Here is a 20,633-nt window from a genome sequence, read left to right as displayed (position 1 = left end):
CCCCTTAGTTATACAGCCTAAACAAATTAAATATCTACACTGTTTCTTTACAAATATTTTACAATTTTACATATGATTTCTACAATGTAGCACAAATACAAAGATTTTGCTTCCTCCTTGTGTAAAAAACACAACAGGTTTGAGATCGCTTACAAATCAAGCAAAAACTTTAATATTTAGGTATATGAGTTAATTTCATAATAATCGCTATTAAATCAAAAAACGAACATTTTTCTTTTTGGATAACTTATTGTTAAATATTATACGAACAAAATCACTGTTAAGACGAATTTTATTACGTTTTTTGGTAACCAACTGTACCTTATGAAATTGATTCATATAACAAACTTAAACTTTTTTAAGTTAAACAATTATGCGAAAGATAAAAATAAGAAAAACCGGGCAAAATTGTCCGGTTTTTCTTATTTTTATCAATTTTAAATTTTAAGCTTCTGAGTCCCCTAGTGACTTTTGTAGAAAAATCATCTCTTTAGCCAATTCGTTAATTCGATTCGTAATATCAACATTAATTATTTCATTTTCTTTATTAAAATCTGAGTTTTGAAGAAATACATTACTAACAGGAACCACTCCCTTTAAATAGGTCAGGATTGGCTTTAAATGATATTCCGTTACAAGAAAATGTTTGTCTGTGCCAGCCGTTGTAATCATTCCTGTCACCTTCGATTTAAATGCATCAATAGGTAGATGGTCAAACAAATTTTTTAAGACACCTGGGATAGAAGCCTGATAGATTGGAGTTCCAATCACAAGAAAGTCAGCTGATTGGATTGTGTTAACAACCTTAATTGTGTCTTGATTGTAGGAAGACAGCGGAGTGCCCTTAACAAATTCTACTTCATAATCCTTTAGATTAATCAATTCAACTTCAAGATCCTGATCTATAGCTTTTGCTGCGTTCAATACTTCATTTACTGCCTTTGCAGTTTTTGAACCAATGATTGAACCTGATATACCAACAAGTTTCATGTTTTAGCCTCCTATTTGAAAAAGCTTGTGTGTGAAGAAATGATAAAATGTTCCATAGTTAACAATAACATGACGAACATCAATTTTCTCTTCTTTGTTAGCAAAACAACCACTTCTATGTTTTGATCATTACCAATTCTTTCTGTTCAACATAATGAAATTTCACCAATACAGCAAAAATAAGGTGCCTTTTTAGACACCTTATTCATAAACCTCAGTAAATATTTATCTAGCATTCTCTAATTTTTCTGCAACTACATCCCAATTAATAATGTTAAAAAAGCTTGAAATATAGTCAGGTCTTCTGTTTTGGTAGTTCAAGTAGTAAGCGTGCTCCCAAACATCAAGCCCTAGAATAGCTTGTTGACCATCCATAATTGGGTTGTCTTGGTTAGCTGTACTTGTTACTTGAAGGTTTCCATTTTGATCAACTACTAACCAAGCCCAACCTGATCCAAAACGCGTTGTTGCCGCTTTTGTGAATGCTTCTTTAAAGCTATCAAAGCTTCCAAATGCATTGTTAATAGCATCTGCTAATTTTCCAGTAGGAATTTGGTTCCCCCCTGAAGGTGCAATAACTTCCCAGAATAATGAATGATTTAAATGACCACCACCATTATTTCTTACAGCTGTTCTAATTTGTTCTGGAACAGCATCTAAATTACTTAATAGATCCTCTAATGATTTTGATTGTAAGTCTGCTTTTCCTTCAAGTGCAGCATTTAAGTTATTAACATATGTTTGATGATGTTTTCCGTGATGAATTTCCATTGTACGCTGATCAATATGAGGCTCAAGCGCATCAAAGCTATAAGGTAAAGTTGGTAAAGTATAAGTTGTCATTATTTACATCCTCCAATAATTTTATATTATTTATACTTAATAGTATAATAAGTATAAATAAAGAATAAACAATACTTTTTTAAAACTCAAATAATTTGCTTAAATACTTTTTAAAGATTTAAAAATGTTACTTATGACTACATTCTATCAGCTTAAGCAATTTAAGGTTGATTGGAACGGAAGATGCGAGACTCCTGCGGGAGCAGCGGGACAGGTGAGACCCCGCAGACGCTTGCGTCGAGGAGGCTCACCGCACGCCCCGCGGAAAGCGAGCAATCTGAAGTGGAAATCAACCCTAACACTAAACTTGTTTACATAGCAACAGGTTTTTAAAAGTAATAGAAGTCTGTATCATATAGATGAACATTTCTTCAAACATTTTATACTATATGGTATAATTATATTTTACACCATATCTTCTCCACATTGAAAATGGAGGTGTTAGTATGAACACAACTCAAAATAGTACAACAAAAGACAAGATCCTTCACTTATTAAAAAAAGAAGAATCAATGACTGTTAATGAGTTAACAGATGAATTAGGAATTACTCACATGGCAGTAAGAAAACATCTTTTAAGTCTTGAAAAAGAAGGTTTTATCTCTTCTAAGGAAGTAAAACAGCCAATGGGTAGACCCCTTCAAATATACTCACTGTCAGATAAATCGGAACAATATTTCCCTAAAAACTACGAAGGAATCAGCCTTGAATTTCTTCATGATATACAGGAAATACATGGTGAAGAATCTATTGAGCTACTATTTAAAAAGAGAGAAACTCGAATAATCAAGGAATATAGCAACAAAATGATGAATAAAAGAACAACTGCTGATAAGGTGAATGAACTTGTAAAGCTTCAGAACGAAAAAGGATATATGGCTGATGTTACTAAATTAGATGATCAAACGTTTGAGCTAACAGAATATAACTGTCCCATTCTCTCTGTTGCAAAAGAATTTAAACTGGCATGTCGATGTGAAACAGACATGTTCAAAAATGTTCTAGGTGTTAATCAAATAAAAAGAACTTGTTGCCGAACAGAAGGTGACAATCATTGTAAATTCCTAATAAAGTTTGGTGAGTAAGCTTTTTAACAGTCGAGGTATTATCTGTTAGTCCCCTCACCAACTTTGTTCCTTTCACTTAGTTGCTATACCAACTACCTATTCTGAAAGCTCCTTAATTGTCTGAAGAATGCATTCCGGCTTCGTGTAAACATTAAAATATTTCACATTATATCTTTGAAGAAGTTGACTAATGTCCAAAAAATCCTTCGAATGACTATAAAGTATTATGTGGTGTTTCATTGAGTAAAGGTCTAAAATTTGTTCAAAGTTACCTACCTTTAAATCTAACAAGACAACTACTTTTTTAAATCTATCAAGCAATTTAATAGTCTCATGCTGATCAAAATTATCGTGAATCAAGGTAAGAGTTGGATGAGCTTGAATAAATAGACTTAAGCTTCTTTGAATATGCGGGTTCTTTGAGATGATCGCCACATCAACCATTGTTACTACCTCCTTGATCATACTATACAATAAAATCAATTAAAAATATTCCTTTGAAAGATTGATTTTACAGGAGGTTTTTCTACGACTTTTGTCGTAGAAACTTTCAGTAATCCAGCTTATTTTTTTAGAATTTTTTATCTAGCAGCTGGTCCAAATTCTCCATTATGGTAATCCCGGTATGCTTGTTTGATTTCATCCATTGTATTCATCACAAAAGGACCATATGGAACAATTTCTTCTTTTATTGGTGTCCCTGAATATACAAGTACTTTTGAACGTCTGCTATTTGCTTTTATCGCAAACTCACTTATGTTATCTTCTTTTCCTCCATCATTAAAAGTTAACGTACCCACACCATGCTTTTTTAACTGTATATTGTTTTCTCCAAATGTCATATCACCTGATAAAACGTAAAAGAAGCTATTATGTGTTTCAGGTAAACGATGGACATATTGAGCCCCTTCTGATAAAGAAATTTCTGTTAATGTAATCGGAACAAGTGAATTCATCGGACCCTTTACCCCTGAAACTTCACCTGAGAATACTTTTACAGATCCTCCTTCAATAGAAACAACAGGTGCATCCTCACTATAAATATTTTGATAAGAAGTCTCTGTTTGTTTTAAATGTTTCGGCAGGTTTAACCAAAGCTGTAATGTATGAGCAATATCATCTTCTACACCTTCCTCAGCATGCCTTGCGGCCCACCCGGCGTTCATATATTGAACATCTCCCGGTTCTAAAATATCTCTTCCTCCAGCATTATCAATATGCTCCAAACATCCATCTACAACATAGGTGATTGTCTGAAAACCACGATGAGGATGATCGGAAAATGTTCCTCTCTTAAACCAATCCTCAGCCATTAAAATAAATGGGTCAAACTCCTTCCAACGATCCACGGGCAGTACCCATCCCTTTTGAATAGATGGAAAGCCTACTTCTTCATATTTAACATACCAATGATCTTTTACACTTCTCTGAAGTGCTTGTGTAGTTTCTTTAGTCAAAATGCTCACTCCCTAATAATGATTTACTCTTCATCTTCCTTACCAATAACAATCACTTCCGTCTCCAGGTCAACACCATATTTCTCTTTCACTGTTTTTTTAATCACCTGAATTAACTCTACATAGTCCTTTGCAGTTGCATGATCCACATTAACAATAAATCCGGCATGCTTTCTTGATACCTCTGCTCCTCCGATTCTCAATCCTTGAAGACCAGAATCCTGTATTAGTTTTCCCGCATAGTATCCTGGTGGTCGTTTAAAGACACTCCCACATGATGGATATTCAAGTGGCTGCTTTTGCTCTCTTAGTCTTGTATTTTCATCCATCTTTCCTTTTATTTGATCATATTGACCATACTGAAGTTCAAATTCTGCCTGTAACACAACATAGTTATTTTGGGATACAATGCTTTTTCTGTAGCCTAACAAAAGAGCTTCTTTTTCTAAAACGAGAAGTTCTCCCGATTCTGTTAGAACTAAAGCTTTCTTTAGAACATCAGAGATCTGGCCACCATATGCTCCAGCATTCATACAGAGTGCTCCACCTACTGTCCCTGGAATTCCACAGGCAAACTCAAGACCAGATAATTTTTCATTCAGTGCCATTCTTGACACATCAATGATATTCGCACCTGCTTGTGCAGTTATGACTCGATCCTTTACTTTTACTTCATTTAGCTTTTTTAAGCTTATGACCAATCCCTCAATTCCACTATCCTTTACAATTAAATTTGTACCATTTCCGATAATAGTTATTGGGACTTTGTTTTCTTTAGCTTTCTTATAAATCAATTGGATTTGTTCATGTGTTGATGGTGTGATCAATATATCCGCTTCTCCACCAAGTTTTGTAAACGTATATTTCTTAATTGGTTCATAAAATTTTATATTCTTTGTTTCCAACACATCTTTTAACAGGCTTTTCATGTATACTAAATTGCTCATGTTGCTCACCTTTTCATCATATTTTTCAATGCAGCAATATCAGAATTTGCACTTAATATTTTAGTTGTTATAGCAACATTATGTTTTTCTATACAAAGTGAAATTAATAACGCGTAACTTTTTATATGTTTTAGTATAAAAAGTGAACATCTTCATTACATCATATGGTTTTCATAATTGCAAATATTAAATTCTAATATCACTCTATATTGATGACATGCTCATTTTCATTATAGTCAATCGTACTAAAAATGTGCTTCATCAAGTATATTTTACTTTGTGAACCTTAGAAGATATAAAGTGAAAAAACGACAAAAACCGGGAAGTGACAGGCACTACCCGTTTTTTTTACCACCTAGCTCCAGTAGGACTAGGGCATCTTTTTTCAAAAAATTTTGCACGGTATTCAACAAGACATCCACTATAAGAACAAGTTGTTCCGTAAACAAACGAAGGGCAATCTTGACAAGCTTCTAGACGCTTTTTATAGATCTCATCAGAAACAATTAAATTGTCAGGTAAGTGTTTAGAAAGGATTCTATCTACTTCTTCTTTTTTGATAATGACATTTCCAGAACAACCTTTACATACGTTGGTTGTCATAATCATTTACTTCCTTTCTATATTAAATCGTTAACAATACAACAGACATCGGTGGTAATGTTACATCAAGTTGACCATTACTTACAGTGAATTGTGTAAATTCAGCTGGAGCTACTACTTCTGGCTGCTCAAACGTATTGTGTGCATCAATCGTTTCAGCAGTTAAAATTGTACCAGTAATACTACTAACCTCTTTCAATCCACGAAGTTGAAGAGATAATGCTCCAGATTCTTTATGATCAATATTGTATAAGCTGATGTTAACTTTGCCGTTTTTATCTTGAGATGCTGAAACAGATACTTGATCCACTTCTTGACCATTGTATTTGTATTTTCCAACAGTAGCATCAACTGAGAGTACTGTTGCATCTTGGTGTACTTTATACATATCAAATACATGGTAAGTAGGAGTAAGAATCATTTTTTCTCCTTCTGTTAACACCATTGCTTGAAGAACATTTACTGTTTGGGCAATATTTGTCATTTGAACACGATCACTATGCTTATGGAAAATATGGAAGTGGACGGCAGCAACTAATGCATCACGAATCGTGTTTTGCTGATAAAGAAATCCTGGATTTGTTCCTTCTTCAACATCAAACCATGTACCCCATTCATCTATAATCATACCAACACGTTTTTCAGGGTCATATTTATCCATGATCGTGCTATGCTTTGTAATTAATTCATCCATATGCAGTGCTTTTTGCATCGTGATGAACCACTCATCCTCAGGAAAGCCTGTTGCAGATCCTTTTCCTGTCCAGAATTCACCAGGAATTGTATAGTAGTGAAGACTTAATCCATCCATTAAGCGCCCTGCTTCACGCATTAACACTTCTGTCCAATTATAGTCATCTACGTTTGCTCCACCGGCAATTTTATAGATTTTATTATTTCCATAATTTCTTACATATGTTTGGTAACGACGGTATAGATCTGCATAATATTCAGGACGCATATTTCCGCCACAGCCCCAGTTTTCGTTACCTACACCAAAGTATGTAAGTTCCCAAGGCTTTTCTCTACCATTCTCTTGGCGCCAGTTGGCCATTGGAGACTCACCGTCAAATGTCATATATTCAACCCATTCAGACATTTCTTGAACAGTACCACTGCCCACGTTTCCGCAAATATAAGGCTCACAACCTAATAAATCACATAGCATCATGAATTCATGAGTTCCAAAGTGATTGTTTTCAACTACACCACCCCAGTGGGTGTTTACCATTCTTTTTCTTTCACTTCTTGGTCCGACTCCATCTTTCCAATGATATTCATCAGCAAAACAGCCTCCTGGCCAACGAAGCACAGGAATGTTAATTTGTTTTAATGCTTCAAGCACATCGTTTCGAATTCCGTTCGTGTTTGGAATTGGTGAATCTTCCCCAACCCAAATGCCTTCATAAATACAACGGCCTAAATGTTCAGCAAAATGTCCATAAATATTACGGTTAATTTTTCCTTTACTAACATCTGCATTAATAACAATTGAATTTTTCATACTCAATTCCTCCCATGCTTTTTTAGTGATAGTAGAAAGACGAGGAAACTAGAAACATAACATTTCATTTTTGTTTTCCTCGTCTATAAATCAATACCTATTACTTATATACAACGTCGTTCCAACGTAACTCATTTTTAAAGCTATGCTTATTTGTATCATTATTAATAAGAACACATTCAACCCCTACTAGCTCTGCCCAATCTCTAAGCTGGTCTGGTGTTACTTTATAAGAAAAGACTGTATGGTGTGCTCCACCAGCAATGATCCAGTTTTCTGTTCCTTCGCTTAATGAAGGCTGAGGCGTCCAAAGGACTCTTGCAACAGGAAGGTTTGGTAAATCTTTTTCTGGTTGCACAGCATCGACTTCGTTTACAACAAGACGGAAGCGATGTCCTAAATCAATAATTGATGCATTTAAAGCAGCACCGCTCTTTCCATCAAAGATGAATCGCGCAGGATCTTCTTTTCCACCAATTCCTAAAGGATAAACAGCAATCTTTGGCTTAGTTGCTGAAATAGTTGGACAAATCTCCAGCATGTGTGAACCTAACACTAATTCATTTCCAGGTTCGAAATGATACGTATAATCTTCCATAAATGAAGTATCTTCGTTATTTGCCATGATCTTTAAAATGCGGAGTAAACCAGCTGTTTTCCAGTCTCCTTCACCAGCAAAGCCATATCCTTGTGCCATTAATCGTTGTACAGCTAGACCAGGAAGTTGCTTCATACCATGGAGATCTTCAAACGTTGTTGTAAACGCTGTATAACCACCTTCTTCTAAGAACGCTTTCATTCCTAGTTCAATTCTTGCCTGATAGCGAATAGATTCTCGTACTGGACCCGCTTCTTGGCCTTCAGCTACAATATCGTATTCTCTTTCATACTCTTCCATTAGCTGATCAATTTCTAGTTCAGAAATATCATTCATTCGCTGAACTAAATCACCAACGCCGTAACCGTTAATGGTCCAGCCAAGTTTAATTTGTGCCTCTACTTTGTCTCCCTCAGTTACAGCAACTCTGCGCATGTTATCTCCAAAGCGCGCTATTTTCAAATGCTGACCTTCCATAAAAGCAACAGACGTGTTCATCCAACTACCAATTTTGCTTCGAACTTCATTATTTTGCCAATGACCAACAACTACTTTTCTTTTTACATTTAGTCTTGTTGCCATAAATCCAAATTCACGATCACCATGTGCAGATTGATTCGTGTTCATAAAATCCATATCAATGCTATCCCATGGAATATCACGGTTAAATTGTGTGTGAAGATGAAGCATTGGTTTTTGTAAGCTTGAAAGTCCGGCAATCCACATTTTTGCTGGAGAGAACGTATGCATCCATGTAATAATACCTGCACAGTTTTCATCAGCATTTGCTTCTAAACATAATTTACGGATGGAATCTGCATCCTTTAAAACTGATTTAAATACTAGCTTATATGTTAATGTAGAATCTTGGTCAAGACCTTCTGTAATTACTTTTGAGTTTGCCTCAACTTCTCTTACTGTTTCTTCTCCGTATAAATCTTGACTACCCGTTACAAACCAAAATTCGTATGGTTTCACTGTTAGCATAATGGTTTCCCCCTAAACGATAGTTACTGTTTCACTTCTTTGTTTTTCTGACCATAATAAGCGTTTGCTCCATGCTTACGAAGATAATGTTTATCTAGCAAGAATTGATCGATTGGACCAGCAATTGGATTTAATTGATACGTGTGTAATGCCATCTTGGCTACCTCTTCTAAAACAACTGCATTATGAACTGCTTGACTGGCATTCTTTCCCCAAACGAACGGTGCATGACCTGAAACGAGTACACCTGGCATCGCTATTGGGTCTATATCTTTAGATTGAAATGTTTCTATAATGACATTTCCTGTTTCTAGTTCATAGCCTCTAGTAATCTCATCTTCTGTTAAAGCTCTTGTACAAGGAATTTCTCCATAATAATAATCAGCATGAGTTGTTCCTAATGCTGGAATTGGACGACTTGCTTGAGCCCAGCTAGTTGCCCATGGTGAATGTGTATGTACAACTCCACCAATCGAAGGAAATGCTTTATAAAGTGCTAAATGTGTTGCTGTATCAGACGATGGGCGCATATCTCCTTCAACTACTTCACCATTCAAATTGACTACAACTAAATCTTCAGCCTTTAGCTTTTCATAAGGGACTCCACTAGGTTTAATGACTACAAGTCCTTTTTCACGATCAATTCCACTTACGTTTCCCCATGTAAAAGTAACCATTTTATATTTTGGTAACTGCAGGTTTGCCTTTAAAACTTGTTCTTTTAACTGTTCAAGCATCAGTTGTCTCCCCTTTCTTTTGAAAAGTGGGGTCTAAAGATGGATGCCCCGCTTCAGAAAATTGAGTGATAGATATATTGGATTTATTGTGTAATTTTCTCTTTTGCTTTGTTAGATTGAGCATGTTTTATCTTCTTTAAGTTTTTCATCACGTTATTTTCGCCACGACCGAAATAATCATATAATCTTGCATATTCAGAGAATAGTTGGTCGTAAACTTGTGAATTCTCATGATTAGGTTGATAAACATAATCTTTTAATCTAGCCATTTCTTTTGCTGCATCTTTAATATCATCGTATCCTCCACGTTCTTTACCAGCTGCAACTGCTCCAAACATTGCAGAACCAAGAGCTGGAGTTTGAGATGAAGCAGAAATTTTGATATCCATTTTTAATACATCTGAATAAATTTGCATCATTAATGCATTTTTCTCAGCAATTCCACCACATGCGTATACTTCATGAATCGGAACTCCACTATTTCTAAATGCCTCAACAATTGTTCGTGTTCCATATGCTGTTGCTTCAATTAAAGCTCGATAAATTTCCTCAGGCTTCGTTAGTAATGTAGCTCCTAATAAAACCCCTGTTAAATCAGCATCTACAAGTGTAGATCGATTTCCATTCCACCAGTCAAGCGAAATTAAACCGCTTTCACCAACCTCCAGTTTAGCTGCTTTTTCTGTTAACAATTGGTGGATGTTCATTCCTTTTTGTTGTGCTTCTTCATAGTAGCTAGCAGGTACACAGTTTTCTGTGAACCATTCAAAATGATCTCCTACACATGATTGACCTGCTTCATATCCCATAAATCCTGGAATTACTCCATCTTCTACAACACCACACATACCCGGTACTACTTCTTCTTTTTCTCCTAGTAAGATGTGACAAGTAGATGTTCCCATAATCATGAGAAGCTTGCCTGGCTCGGTAATTCCAACAGCAGGTACAGCAACATGTGCATCAACATTTGCTATAGCAACTGCGGTTCCTGGATTCAATCCAATCATTTTAGCAGCTTTCTCTGTTAACTCTCCCGCTTTAGAGCCTATTGGATAAATATTAGTAGATAACTTTTCATCAACAACATTTTCCAAGCGAGGATCTAATGCTTTAAAAAATTCTTTTGATGGATATCCTTCTTGCTTATGCCATATCGCTTTATATCCAGCTGTACAACTGTTCCTTTTCAAGTCACCTGTAAGCTGATAAGTGACCCAGTCTGTTGCTTCCACAAATTGATCTGCAGCATCGTAAATCTCTGGTGCCTCATTAAGGATCTGCCATAATTTAGGTACAAGCCATTCTGAAGAAATTTTTCCTCCATATCTTTGTAAAAATGCTTCTCCTCTTGTTTCTGCAATTTCATTTAAAGAATTTGCTTCATCTTGTGCCGCATGGTGTTTCCATAATTTAACATAGCTATGTGGATGGTTCATGTATTGTTCTGTTAAACATAGTGGTGTTCCGCTTGTGTTAATAGGTAATACCGTACAAGCTGTAAAATCAATTCCAATACCAATAACATCGTCAGCTAAAACGTTAGCTTGTTTTAGGACATCAGGAACTGTTGTTTCCAAAACTTCTATATAATCTGTAGGATGTTGCAAAGCCCAGTCATTTTCTAATTTGGTAACTCCATCTGGTAAGTATTCATCCATTACACCATGAGTATAAGGCTTTACCGAGGTTGCTATTTCTTTTCCTGTTCCGATCTCCACAAGAACGGCTCTACCAGATTGAGTGCCGTAATCAACACCAATTGAATATTTAGTCATTTAAAATCCCCCCGATTCTTCCAGTTACTATTTAATTAACTATCAATTTATCAATTTATCAATATTTCATTATTATCATACGTACAAATTTTAGATAATTATTATGATTTCGTATACAACTTAAACGAAAAATTCACAAATCATAACTTATACGTATAACCTTAATTAAATTTTAGCACTTATTTGATATTTTTCAATACAAATTTCATTATTTTCTAAGAAATAGTTGTATTTTTGCATTAAAAATGTATAAAACAGCAAAAATTCATCCTTACAAGTTTAGTGGTTTTTCTACTTTTTTCCCTACAATTACTTCCCCACTAGAATTTTTCCCTGCAAATACCATAGTTGGTCTCCATAAGGTCCAATCCCAAGCTGCCAGTACTAATACTTGGTAAGTTCCATTGTTACAATTCAAGAAAAACTCAAAATGGTTTTCCCCTTTATGTGACCAATATCCATCCTTCGATCCCTCAAACCTACCGTCAAATAAAAAATGAAGTGATTCCGATTGTATTTGCTCATGGTAATTGTTATCCAAATGAAGGATTTCCCAATTTCCAACCATAAACGTTGAATTAATCGGTTGCTCCTTTTCACCCGCATATCTTTCTGGAGATATTAATGGCCATCCATCATCTGTCCAGAGAATTCTTCTAATATGAAGTGCGTGATGTTTTCTGGTCTTCTCACCTCTTGCATGGTGACAAACATAATAGTCTTCACCATCTTTTAATACCGAATTATGTCCAGGCCCAATCCACCCCTCTTCTTTACCAAATTTATATCCTCCCAACACTTTCATCCCAACTTCATTTGGAGGCAAATCAATATTGGTCATTTCATTTCCATTACAATCTATGTAAGGTCCTTCGATTTTGTCTGCTCTTGCAACACGTATATGGTAATCTTTAAATAGCGAATCATATGAAACAAATAAGTAATATTTTTTATAAGTAGGATGGTAGACAATATAAGGCCCTTCAACAGCTCCCTCAACTGAAAGATGTCTCTTGGAAATTAAGGTACCGTTGCCTTTCTCCTTTAACTTTCCTGTATTCTCATCTATACGAGCAACAAAAATCCCACCAAAAAAAGACCCGTAGACCATCCATGGATTTCCTTCTTCATCAAATGTGATATTAGGATCAATCGCATTTGGATCACTTTCACCTTGTTTTGTTTTGATAACCTCACCTTGATCTTTCCATGGACCTTCAATTGATTGACTTGTTGCAACACCTATAAATGATTGGTTTTCTCCAAATTGTGAAGCAGCATAATACAAATAATAGGTATCTCCATATTTTGTCACGTCTGGTGCCCATAATCCCTTTGCACCTGTCCACTCGTAAGCATCTTTTGGAATAGTATCAAATGCATGACCTACCCATTCCCAGTTGATTAGGTCCTTAGATTTTCGAACCTGTATTCCTCCTTTAGGCACACCACCTACTTTTGCATCTGTTGAAAAAACATAATAAGTATCTCCGTCCTTATATAATGCAGGATCATGGACATTATGGATCGTCCATAATTCTTCTTGATCTGCAATTGATTGATCGTACAAGTCATATTTCACTGGTTCTTGTGGAAATATCATATTTATCCCTCACTTTTCTTTTCATAGAGTCGATAAGATACCATTAAAATAAAGTGTTTAACCCTATCACTTAACCTATTATCTTCTTCATCTACATACAGAAAGGCTGAATACACTTCAGCCTTTCCTACTTCTTAATTATTCACTTTTTTAGCGTCTGGAACTGGTACCCCGAAGTGAGGTGTTCCGTCTTCATTCCAAGAAATCGGCTGAACTCGTGTATGTCTGTTTGGATCATACAATGGGTCACCTTCAATTTCTTTATAGTTTCTTGCGTGATAAACAAGAATATCCTGTGATCCGTCTTCAGAAACTGTAAAACTATTATGCCCTGGTCCATATTGTCCTGTTTCTTCTGATGTAACAAAAACAGGCTCAGACGTTTTGTGCCAAGAAGAAGGATCTAATAGATCACTATTTTCATCTGCTGTTAATATCCCCATACAATAATTGAAATCTGTTGCACTTGCTGAGAAAGTAATAAATATTCTGCCATTACGCTTTAATACTGCAGCTCCCTCATTTACTAAGAAGCCGATTTTTTCCCAATCATATTCAGGTGTTGTAATACATACTTGTTCACCTTTAAGTGTCCATGGATTTTCCATTTCAGAAATGTACAAGTTTGAGTTCCCGAAAATTTCCGGATCCTTTTGCGCCCAAACTAAATATCTAACACCTTTATGTTCAAAAGAAGTTGCATCTAATGCAAAGGATTCCCACTTCGTTTTTATTTGACCTTTTTCAATAAATTCACCTTCTAATGGATTAGCTGATGAATTTTCAAGAACAAACATACGGTGGTCAAATAAACCGTCCTTCGTTTCAGAGGTTCTCGCAGCCGCATAATAGATGTACCACTTTCCATCGATATAGTGAATTTCCGGTGCCCATATATTTGCGCTCATTAAGCCGCTCTCATGTTTTACCCATACAACCTTTGCATCTGCATTTGTTAATCCTTCAATGGTTTTCGATCGACGTAGTTCTATTCTGTCATATTCAGGAACGGATGCAGTGAAGTAATAGTAACCATCTGTGTGTTTATATATCCAAGGATCCGCTCGTTGCTCAATAAGTGGATTTTTAATTGTGAATTCTGACATAGTATAATCTCTCCTTAAAGTTAGTAAAATTTTAAGATTCACATTGTAATCTGATCATGTTCCATGACATTTTTGGTAACTTAATTTCTAAGTGATCACCTGTTTTGCTAGTTGAATCAATTTGACTAGGTTTTACATTATCAGGTGCTTCAAAAGTATTTGTCGCATCAAGATTCGTTCCATCCATGACCAAATGTTCGATGACTTTCACCTGACCAAAGGATCGGAATTGTGCATCAAGGACAAAGTCATCATCCTCAGAGCAGTTTAGCGCGAAGATACTTAACGTATTGTCAACTGAATTATAAGTTGTTGAGGATTGCACTAACGGAATTTCACCGTGCTTATTCGTTTCAATCTTTGGTGATTCTACCAGGGAATTCAACACTACCCCTCTTCCGAAATTGGATACTTGATAGAAAGGATAGAAGATTGCTTGCTTAATGGCAGGGCCACCTTTTTGAGTGAAAATTGGTGCGATAACATTCACCAATTGAGCAAGTGACGCCATTTTGACTCTGTCAACATGCTGTAATAGGGTACATAATAGTCCACCAAAAACTAGTGAATCTAACAATGAATAATTGTCTTCTAAAATTGGAGGCGCTATCTCCCAATCTTTTAATTCAACCTTTTTTTGATACCATACATTCCATTCATCAAATGAAATGTACATTTTCTTTTTACTTCGATTTTTTGCTTGAACGTAGTCTGCTGTACTAGCAATTGTTTTAATAAAGTGATCCATATCTGCAAAAGAACCTAGGAAATCATTAATATTACCAAGATTTTCGTAATAACGATGGCAAGAAATATAATCAACATGTTCGTATAAATGCTCTAAAACAACACGATCCCATTCAGGGAATGTTGGCATTTCTGCAGTCGAGCTACCACATGCAACTAGTTTTATTGTTGGATCAACCCATTTCATGATTTTCGCTGCTTCTCTTGCTTTTTTCCCATAGTCTTCAGCATTTAATTGACCAATTTGCCAAGGTCCGTCCATTTCATTTCCTAAACACCAGACTTTTACGTTATAAGGATCTTTTTGACCATTCTGAATACGAAGATCACTCCAATATGTATTTCCTGGGTGATTAGTATACTCAACAAGGTTACCAGCTTCTTTTGGTGTACCTGTTCCCAAATTAACCGCTAACATTGCTTCAATATTGGACTTGTGCGCCCATTTCATAAACTCATCGATTCCTACTTCATTTGTTTCTGTTGTTCTCCATGCAAGATCAAGCCTTGTTGGTCTTTTTTCTTTAGGACCAATTCCATCTGTCCAGTCATAACCTGATAAGAAGTTTCCGCCTGGATAACGGACAATCGGTACATTAAGGTCCTTTACAAGATCCATCACATCTTTTCTGAATCCATCTTCATCTGCAAGAGGATGTTCTGGCTCATAGATACCTGTATAAACTGCTCGACCTAGATGTTCAATGAATGAACCGAATAACTTAGGATCTACTTCACCGATTTTATAATTTTTATCTGCAAAATAACTAACACGCTTCATCTTTTTTCCTCCTTTTTTTAAGTAAAGGAAAAGTGGCTACAATTAATAGTATGAGCCACCTTACATGATGTTTTAATGTTGTATGATCTTTTATCCTTTTACACCTGAAATAGCAACAGACTCAATAATTTGTTTCTGGAAGATAATAAACACGATTAGCATAGGTAAAAGTGACACAACAGATGCTGCCATGATTAATGGGTAATCACTTTGGATGGCAAAAGTTGAGTTAAAGTTTGCGATAACAAGCTGTAAAGTTTGTTTTTCTGGTGAATTAAGGTAAAGAATCGGACCTAGATAATCATTCCAGATTGTCATAAACCATAGAATTAACTGAGCTGCTACTGCTGGCCTAATTAACGGAAAAATGATCTTATAAAAAATTTTAAAATAAGAGCATCCGTCTATCTTAGCTGCTTCAATGATAGAATTCGGAATGCTTGTTAAAAACTGTCTTAAGAAGAAAATCATAATAATGTTTCCGAATATTGCCGGAACAATAAGCGGAAGCAATGTATCAACCCATCCAATATTAGAGAAGAACATAAATTGCGGAATCATAACAACTGGATAAGGAATCATCATTGCAGTTAATAGTAATAAAAATATCTGGTTTTTATACGGAAAATTCAACTTACCAAATGCAAATGCTGCTAAGCTTGATGTAAATGTTCCAATTATTGTGACTGATAATGCTACAGTTAAGCTATTTATAATCCCACTTAATAATGGGCCTTTTTGCCAAATTTCAATATACTTTATCGGATCAAAAGTTTCAGGAATCCAAACTGGTGGTAAAGCGTATACTTCTTGAATATCTTTAAAAGATGTTGATAGCATCCATATAAGTGGTGCTACCATGAATAAAGCCCCTATTGATAGAAAAATGAAAATAATAATATTGGTTAACCTTGTACTTGATTTTACTGATCTCAATTTCGTTTTAGCTTCTACTTTTGCATTTACTCCAACTTCCATCTTTTACACTCCCTTCTTCCTTTTATTAATCAAGTTCAAATGAAGATCTCTCATTTAATTTAAATTGAATAAAAGTAACAATAAATATAAACAACCCAAGTACAACTGCCATTGCCGATCCATATCCCATTTCAAAGTTACCAAATGCTTTTTGCCAAATATAAAATACGACCGTTGCTGAAGAAAATTCTGGTCCACCAGTAGGTGTCATAACTTGGACTTCAACGAAAATTTGCGCCCCTGCAATAATGTTTGTTACAACGATAAAAAACGTAACTGGTTTCACCATAGGAAGTGTTATATTTTTAAACACTTGAAATGCATTAGCTCCGTCAAGTTTAGCGGCTTCATAATACGTTTTTGGCACACTTTGTAAAGCAGCAAGATATAATAACATGCTATAACCAAGGCCTTTCCAAATAGTCATAATAATAAGGGCTGGTTTAACAGTATCTTTATCCATTAACCAGCTAGGACCATCGATTCCTAACTTTTCTAAAAATTGGTTTACTAATCCGTAATCACCGTTATAAGCCCATTGCCATAAAATCGCAACAGCCGCAATCGATGAGATTACAGGAATATAATAGACAACTCTAAAAAACTGTGTTCCAAATATTGCTCTATTTAATCCTAGTGCTAGTAATAATGCCAAAATGATACCAATTGGAATACCTAACATTAGAAATAATGTGTTGAACATCGATTTATGGAAGGATTCATCACTAATTAAATCAATATAGTTCTGAAGTCCAATAAAATTCATTTGACCTAATCCATTCCAGTTTGTGAATGAACCATAAATGGAATATAACGCAGGTACTAGAATAAAAACTAAAAACCCTATAACTGGTGCTGCAATAAATAGATAGGCATTTCTTCGCTCTTCCCGATAAAGCTTAGACGTAGTTTTCATCTTTCCTCCCCATTTCTCTTAAAGGGTACTAACACGAATAAATAGCTTAATACTTTAAAATAAGGTGCTAGTTAAATCTAGCACCTTATTTATTTTTATTTTTTCTTAGATTGCTCTTCCTGCTCAATAGCTTTATCTAATAATTTTTGCATTTTAGGTTGTGCTTCTTTTACGTATTCTTCAGCTGTTTTGTCACCATCAATTACAGGTTGGATATTTTTGAAGAACTCATCATACCATTCACCTGTGTAAGTGAAGTTCGTTGGAAGATCACGTCCATGCTCACCTATAATCTGTAAGAATTCCTCTTTGTTAGCTGGTTTAATTGATGTATCAGCAGCCCATGCTTCAGCTACATCAGTATTGTTAGGTAATTGCACTTGTTGATCCACTAGAGCTTGTTGACCTTCTTCATCAGCTGATAAATAAAGTGCAAGCTCTGCAGCAAGCTCTGGATTCTTCGTTTTTTCAGATACACCAATACCTAAAGAACCGATCCATGCTTTAGTTTCACCAGTTCCACCAACCGGCCATGGCGCTAAATCATATTCGAATTTTAAATCATTGTAAGCTGGCATATCCCAAGGACCAACTGGGAAGAAACCGATTTGTCCTTGCATCCATCTTTGGTACGTATCAAGTGTTTGAGCTTCAGCAATAGATGGTGTTACACCATGAACATTTTGCAAATCTGCAAAATATTGTAATGCTTCAATAAATTTAGGATCATCAACGGTTACCTTTGTATTTGTTTCATCTAACCAATCTGCTCCATTACTCCATACAAATGGTTGTAATGACCAGTTTACGTTAAGTCCAGTTCCCCATTGATCAAGTTTCCCATCACCATCTGTATCTTTTGTTAACTGCTTTGTAACTTCTACAAATTCTTCCATAGTGTATGGTTTGTCTGGATCAGGAAGTGGAATACCTGCTTCTTCAAACATTGTTTTGTTGTACCCGAAAGCGAATGGCCCTAAATCCTTTGGAACCCCATATAGAGCACCTTGTCCCATATTTTCTCCATCATAACGGTATTTGCTTATACCGGATTCCCATATTTTAGTTAAATCAACACCTTCAGCATTTTCTACTAAATCAGTAATATCCTTTAAAACACCTGAGTTTACATAAGCCTTTAAGTTACCGGGATTATAGAAGAAAACATCCGGAAGACTGTTACCAGCAATTGCTGCTTGTAATTTAGTATCATATTGGTCTGGTGCTGTTACAACAACTTTAACTTTTACTCCAGGATTTGCTTCTTCGAATTTTTTTACAACTGCTTTATAGGCTGTTTGTTCTTGTGGTTGACCACTAAACATAAATGTTAAGTTCTTCCCATCTTCTGCTTCTCCGCCTGAGCTGCTGCTACAAGCTCCTAAGACTCCTCCTACAACAACAATTAACATACTGACTAATAAGAATCTACTTAATCTCTTTTTGGATTTCTTAAACACTTTATATTCCCCCCAGATGCTATTTGATAGAAAAGGAGACTTACTTAACAATGGAGTACGATCTATTTTTGTAAGTTTTTCTATTTGTTATGTAAGCGCTTCTTTAATCTTATATTATTATACCTGTTCGTACATGTCAACAACTTTTTTTATATTTATTTAGTACATTTCTTATTTCGACAAAATATATGTACGTACGTGTGTACGGAAAGCTGTTTCACGACAAAAAAAAGACCAATAATTAAGTAATTTGGTCTTTTCCATATTAATATATCTATCTAAGGTTCTTTTATACATATTCATGTAGGCCTACATGTTCATTCCAAAACTTTAACATCGTGTAACGATCTCTTAATTTATGTGCTTTCCTTAAACTGTCTGAAACAAGTTCTGATGGTATACCAAGATCCGACGGAGTAACTGCCCCTTGTAATGACTTAATCATGCCAGCAATGTCACTAGATTTAGGTAACGCTTTTATTACTTGAATTAGCTCATGTTGCTGTTCAAGTACTGCTCCTGCTTGATTTGTCGATAGTTCTTTAAGTTTATCGTTCGAAGAAATTAGTTCCAACATCTGATTCTTATATAAATCTAATACTAACTGGGTAGAAACCCCTACTTTTGCTCCATGAAGAACTTGTGGTTTAGAATTCTTAATAAAGTTCATTTCCCAAAAATGCGAAAGATGATGTTCACCGCCTGACGCAGGTGATGAATGACCAACTAAAAGCATGGCTAAGCCCGATTGAATAAGCGATTCCATTAGAATTTTTAGACCGTCTTTTTCCGCTTGTATAATTTGGTCAATAGAATTCACGCATCCATTCAGAGCTTCTTGTGTTAATCGTGCAGACAAGGGACAGTATGGTTCATTTGCAACAAGATGTGAAAACTTCCAATCAGCTAACGAGGTATACTTTCCAATCATATCAGCAAAACCTGCTGCAATCATTTCTTTCGGTGCACCTTTAAGAATGGAAAGATCAGCAAATACAGCAAGAGGGGATTGCATTTGATACGTTAGTTTTACCCCCTTAATAATGACAGGGGCTCCCATTGAGTTAAAGCCATCAACAGAGGGGGCTGTTGGAACAGAAATAAAAGGTTTCCTCATTTTAAAGCTTGCGAATCTAACAATATCATGAATTGTGCCGGATCCAACAGCGATTACAACATCAACATCCTGAGGTATACCTAACATGGCTTCAATTAATGCTACTTCATCTGCAACTACATCTCCCTGAGCATTTGGCTGAAGAATCGATTTAGAGTTAGCAATGTTTGCTTCACATAGTAGATTTGAAATCGTTTTTCCAGCCACATCATCGGTATATACATCTGCAATAATCGCAACCGTTTTAAATTTTTTACTTTCTAAATATGGAACAACTTCCTGTAATGCTTGATCACTAATAACAATGTCATCAATTAAAATATCATAATGGTTATTTCCACATGAACATGCTTTTGATTGGTTCTTCAGTTCATTTAACGTAATCACTTTTGTTCCCCCTAACAGTTTATTACA

Annotated in this window: 18 protein-coding genes; 1 reads left to right on the top strand and 17 read right to left on the bottom strand. The window is 35.5% G+C overall.

Annotated elements, in window-relative coordinates:
- Positions 1-444: 444 nt before the first annotated feature.
- Together LPC09_RS06290 and LPC09_RS06285 are read right to left on the bottom strand one after the other, a co-directional pair.
- Positions 445-990 carry an NADPH-dependent FMN reductase gene (locus LPC09_RS06290; RefSeq protein WP_231309231.1) on the bottom strand — a complete coding sequence of 182 codons (546 nt, stop codon included), beginning with the start codon at positions 988-990 and terminating at the stop codon, positions 445-447.
- 225 nt (positions 991-1,215) lie between these two features.
- Entirely contained in the window at positions 1,216-1,833 is a 618-nt protein-coding gene (locus tag LPC09_RS06285; RefSeq protein WP_231309230.1) for a superoxide dismutase, read from the bottom strand.
- Between the two features lie 446 nt (positions 1,834-2,279).
- On the opposite strand from LPC09_RS06285, the gene LPC09_RS06280 reads away from it, so the two are divergent.
- Positions 2,280-2,918 (top strand): helix-turn-helix transcriptional regulator, encoded by a 639-nt coding sequence (locus tag LPC09_RS06280; protein ID WP_231309229.1) that lies wholly within the window; start codon positions 2,280-2,282, stop codon positions 2,916-2,918.
- Between the two features lie 78 nt (positions 2,919-2,996).
- Here the strand turns inward: LPC09_RS06280 and LPC09_RS06275 are convergent, their stop codons facing one another.
- The 15 genes from LPC09_RS06275 to LPC09_RS06205 form a co-directional block, all read right to left on the bottom strand.
- On the bottom strand, positions 2,997-3,344 hold the full coding sequence (locus tag LPC09_RS06275; RefSeq protein WP_231309228.1) for a hypothetical protein: 348 nt from the start codon (positions 3,342-3,344) through the stop codon (positions 2,997-2,999).
- A 137-nt stretch (positions 3,345-3,481) separates the two neighbouring features.
- Positions 3,482-4,357: a pirin family protein gene (locus LPC09_RS06270; protein ID WP_231309227.1), complete on the bottom strand. Its 876-nt coding sequence runs from the start codon at positions 4,355-4,357 to the stop codon at positions 3,482-3,484.
- A gap of 23 nt (positions 4,358-4,380) precedes the next feature.
- The gene (murB, locus tag LPC09_RS06265; protein WP_231309226.1) at positions 4,381-5,304 is read right to left on the bottom strand and encodes a UDP-N-acetylmuramate dehydrogenase; all 924 of its coding nucleotides are present in this window, start codon (positions 5,302-5,304) and stop codon (positions 4,381-4,383) included.
- Between the two features lie 348 nt (positions 5,305-5,652).
- Complete coding sequence (locus LPC09_RS06260; RefSeq protein ID WP_231309225.1) at positions 5,653-5,907, bottom strand: DUF6171 family protein; 255 nt, start codon at positions 5,905-5,907, stop codon at positions 5,653-5,655.
- Positions 5,908-5,929: 22 nt separating this feature from the next.
- Positions 5,930-7,411 (bottom strand): alpha-N-arabinofuranosidase, encoded by a 1,482-nt coding sequence (locus LPC09_RS06255; RefSeq protein ID WP_098796552.1) that lies wholly within the window; start codon positions 7,409-7,411, stop codon positions 5,930-5,932.
- A 100-nt stretch (positions 7,412-7,511) separates the two neighbouring features.
- Positions 7,512-8,996 (bottom strand): L-arabinose isomerase, encoded by a 1,485-nt coding sequence (gene araA, locus LPC09_RS06250; RefSeq protein WP_231309224.1) that lies wholly within the window; start codon positions 8,994-8,996, stop codon positions 7,512-7,514.
- A gap of 23 nt (positions 8,997-9,019) precedes the next feature.
- On the bottom strand, positions 9,020-9,733 hold the full coding sequence (gene araD, locus LPC09_RS06245) for an L-ribulose-5-phosphate 4-epimerase (protein WP_098796554.1): 714 nt from the start codon (positions 9,731-9,733) through the stop codon (positions 9,020-9,022).
- Positions 9,734-9,816: 83 nt separating this feature from the next.
- Positions 9,817-11,511, bottom strand: a complete 1,695-nt coding sequence (gene araB, locus LPC09_RS06240) for a ribulokinase (RefSeq protein ID WP_231309223.1) — start codon at positions 11,509-11,511, stop codon at positions 9,817-9,819.
- A gap of 271 nt (positions 11,512-11,782) precedes the next feature.
- Positions 11,783-13,114 carry an arabinan endo-1,5-alpha-L-arabinosidase gene (locus tag LPC09_RS06235; RefSeq protein ID WP_098796556.1) on the bottom strand — a complete coding sequence of 444 codons (1,332 nt, stop codon included), beginning with the start codon at positions 13,112-13,114 and terminating at the stop codon, positions 11,783-11,785.
- A gap of 134 nt (positions 13,115-13,248) precedes the next feature.
- The gene (locus LPC09_RS06230; RefSeq protein ID WP_098796557.1) at positions 13,249-14,220 is read right to left on the bottom strand and encodes a glycoside hydrolase family 43 protein; all 972 of its coding nucleotides are present in this window, start codon (positions 14,218-14,220) and stop codon (positions 13,249-13,251) included.
- 31 nt (positions 14,221-14,251) lie between these two features.
- Positions 14,252-15,748 (bottom strand): arabinosylfuranosidase ArfA, encoded by a 1,497-nt coding sequence (arfA, locus tag LPC09_RS06225; protein WP_098796558.1) that lies wholly within the window; start codon positions 15,746-15,748, stop codon positions 14,252-14,254.
- 90 nt (positions 15,749-15,838) lie between these two features.
- Entirely contained in the window at positions 15,839-16,726 is an 888-nt protein-coding gene (locus LPC09_RS06220) for a carbohydrate ABC transporter permease (protein ID WP_098796559.1), read from the bottom strand.
- 25 nt (positions 16,727-16,751) lie between these two features.
- Complete coding sequence (locus LPC09_RS06215; RefSeq protein ID WP_098796560.1) at positions 16,752-17,642, bottom strand: carbohydrate ABC transporter permease; 891 nt, start codon at positions 17,640-17,642, stop codon at positions 16,752-16,754.
- 95 nt (positions 17,643-17,737) lie between these two features.
- A complete protein-coding gene (locus LPC09_RS06210; RefSeq protein ID WP_098796632.1) occupies positions 17,738-19,054 on the bottom strand; it encodes an ABC transporter substrate-binding protein in 1,317 nt (438 codons plus the stop codon).
- Between the two features lie 337 nt (positions 19,055-19,391).
- On the bottom strand, positions 19,392-20,606 hold the full coding sequence (locus tag LPC09_RS06205; RefSeq protein ID WP_098796561.1) for a sn-glycerol-1-phosphate dehydrogenase: 1,215 nt from the start codon (positions 20,604-20,606) through the stop codon (positions 19,392-19,394).
- Between the last annotated feature and the right edge of the window lie 27 nt (positions 20,607-20,633).

The organism is Metabacillus sp. B2-18 (assembly GCF_021117275.1).
In the GTDB taxonomy this organism is placed as follows: Bacteria; Bacillota; Bacilli; order Bacillales; family Bacillaceae; genus Metabacillus.
This window is presented reverse-complemented; position numbering and strand designations above follow the sequence as displayed.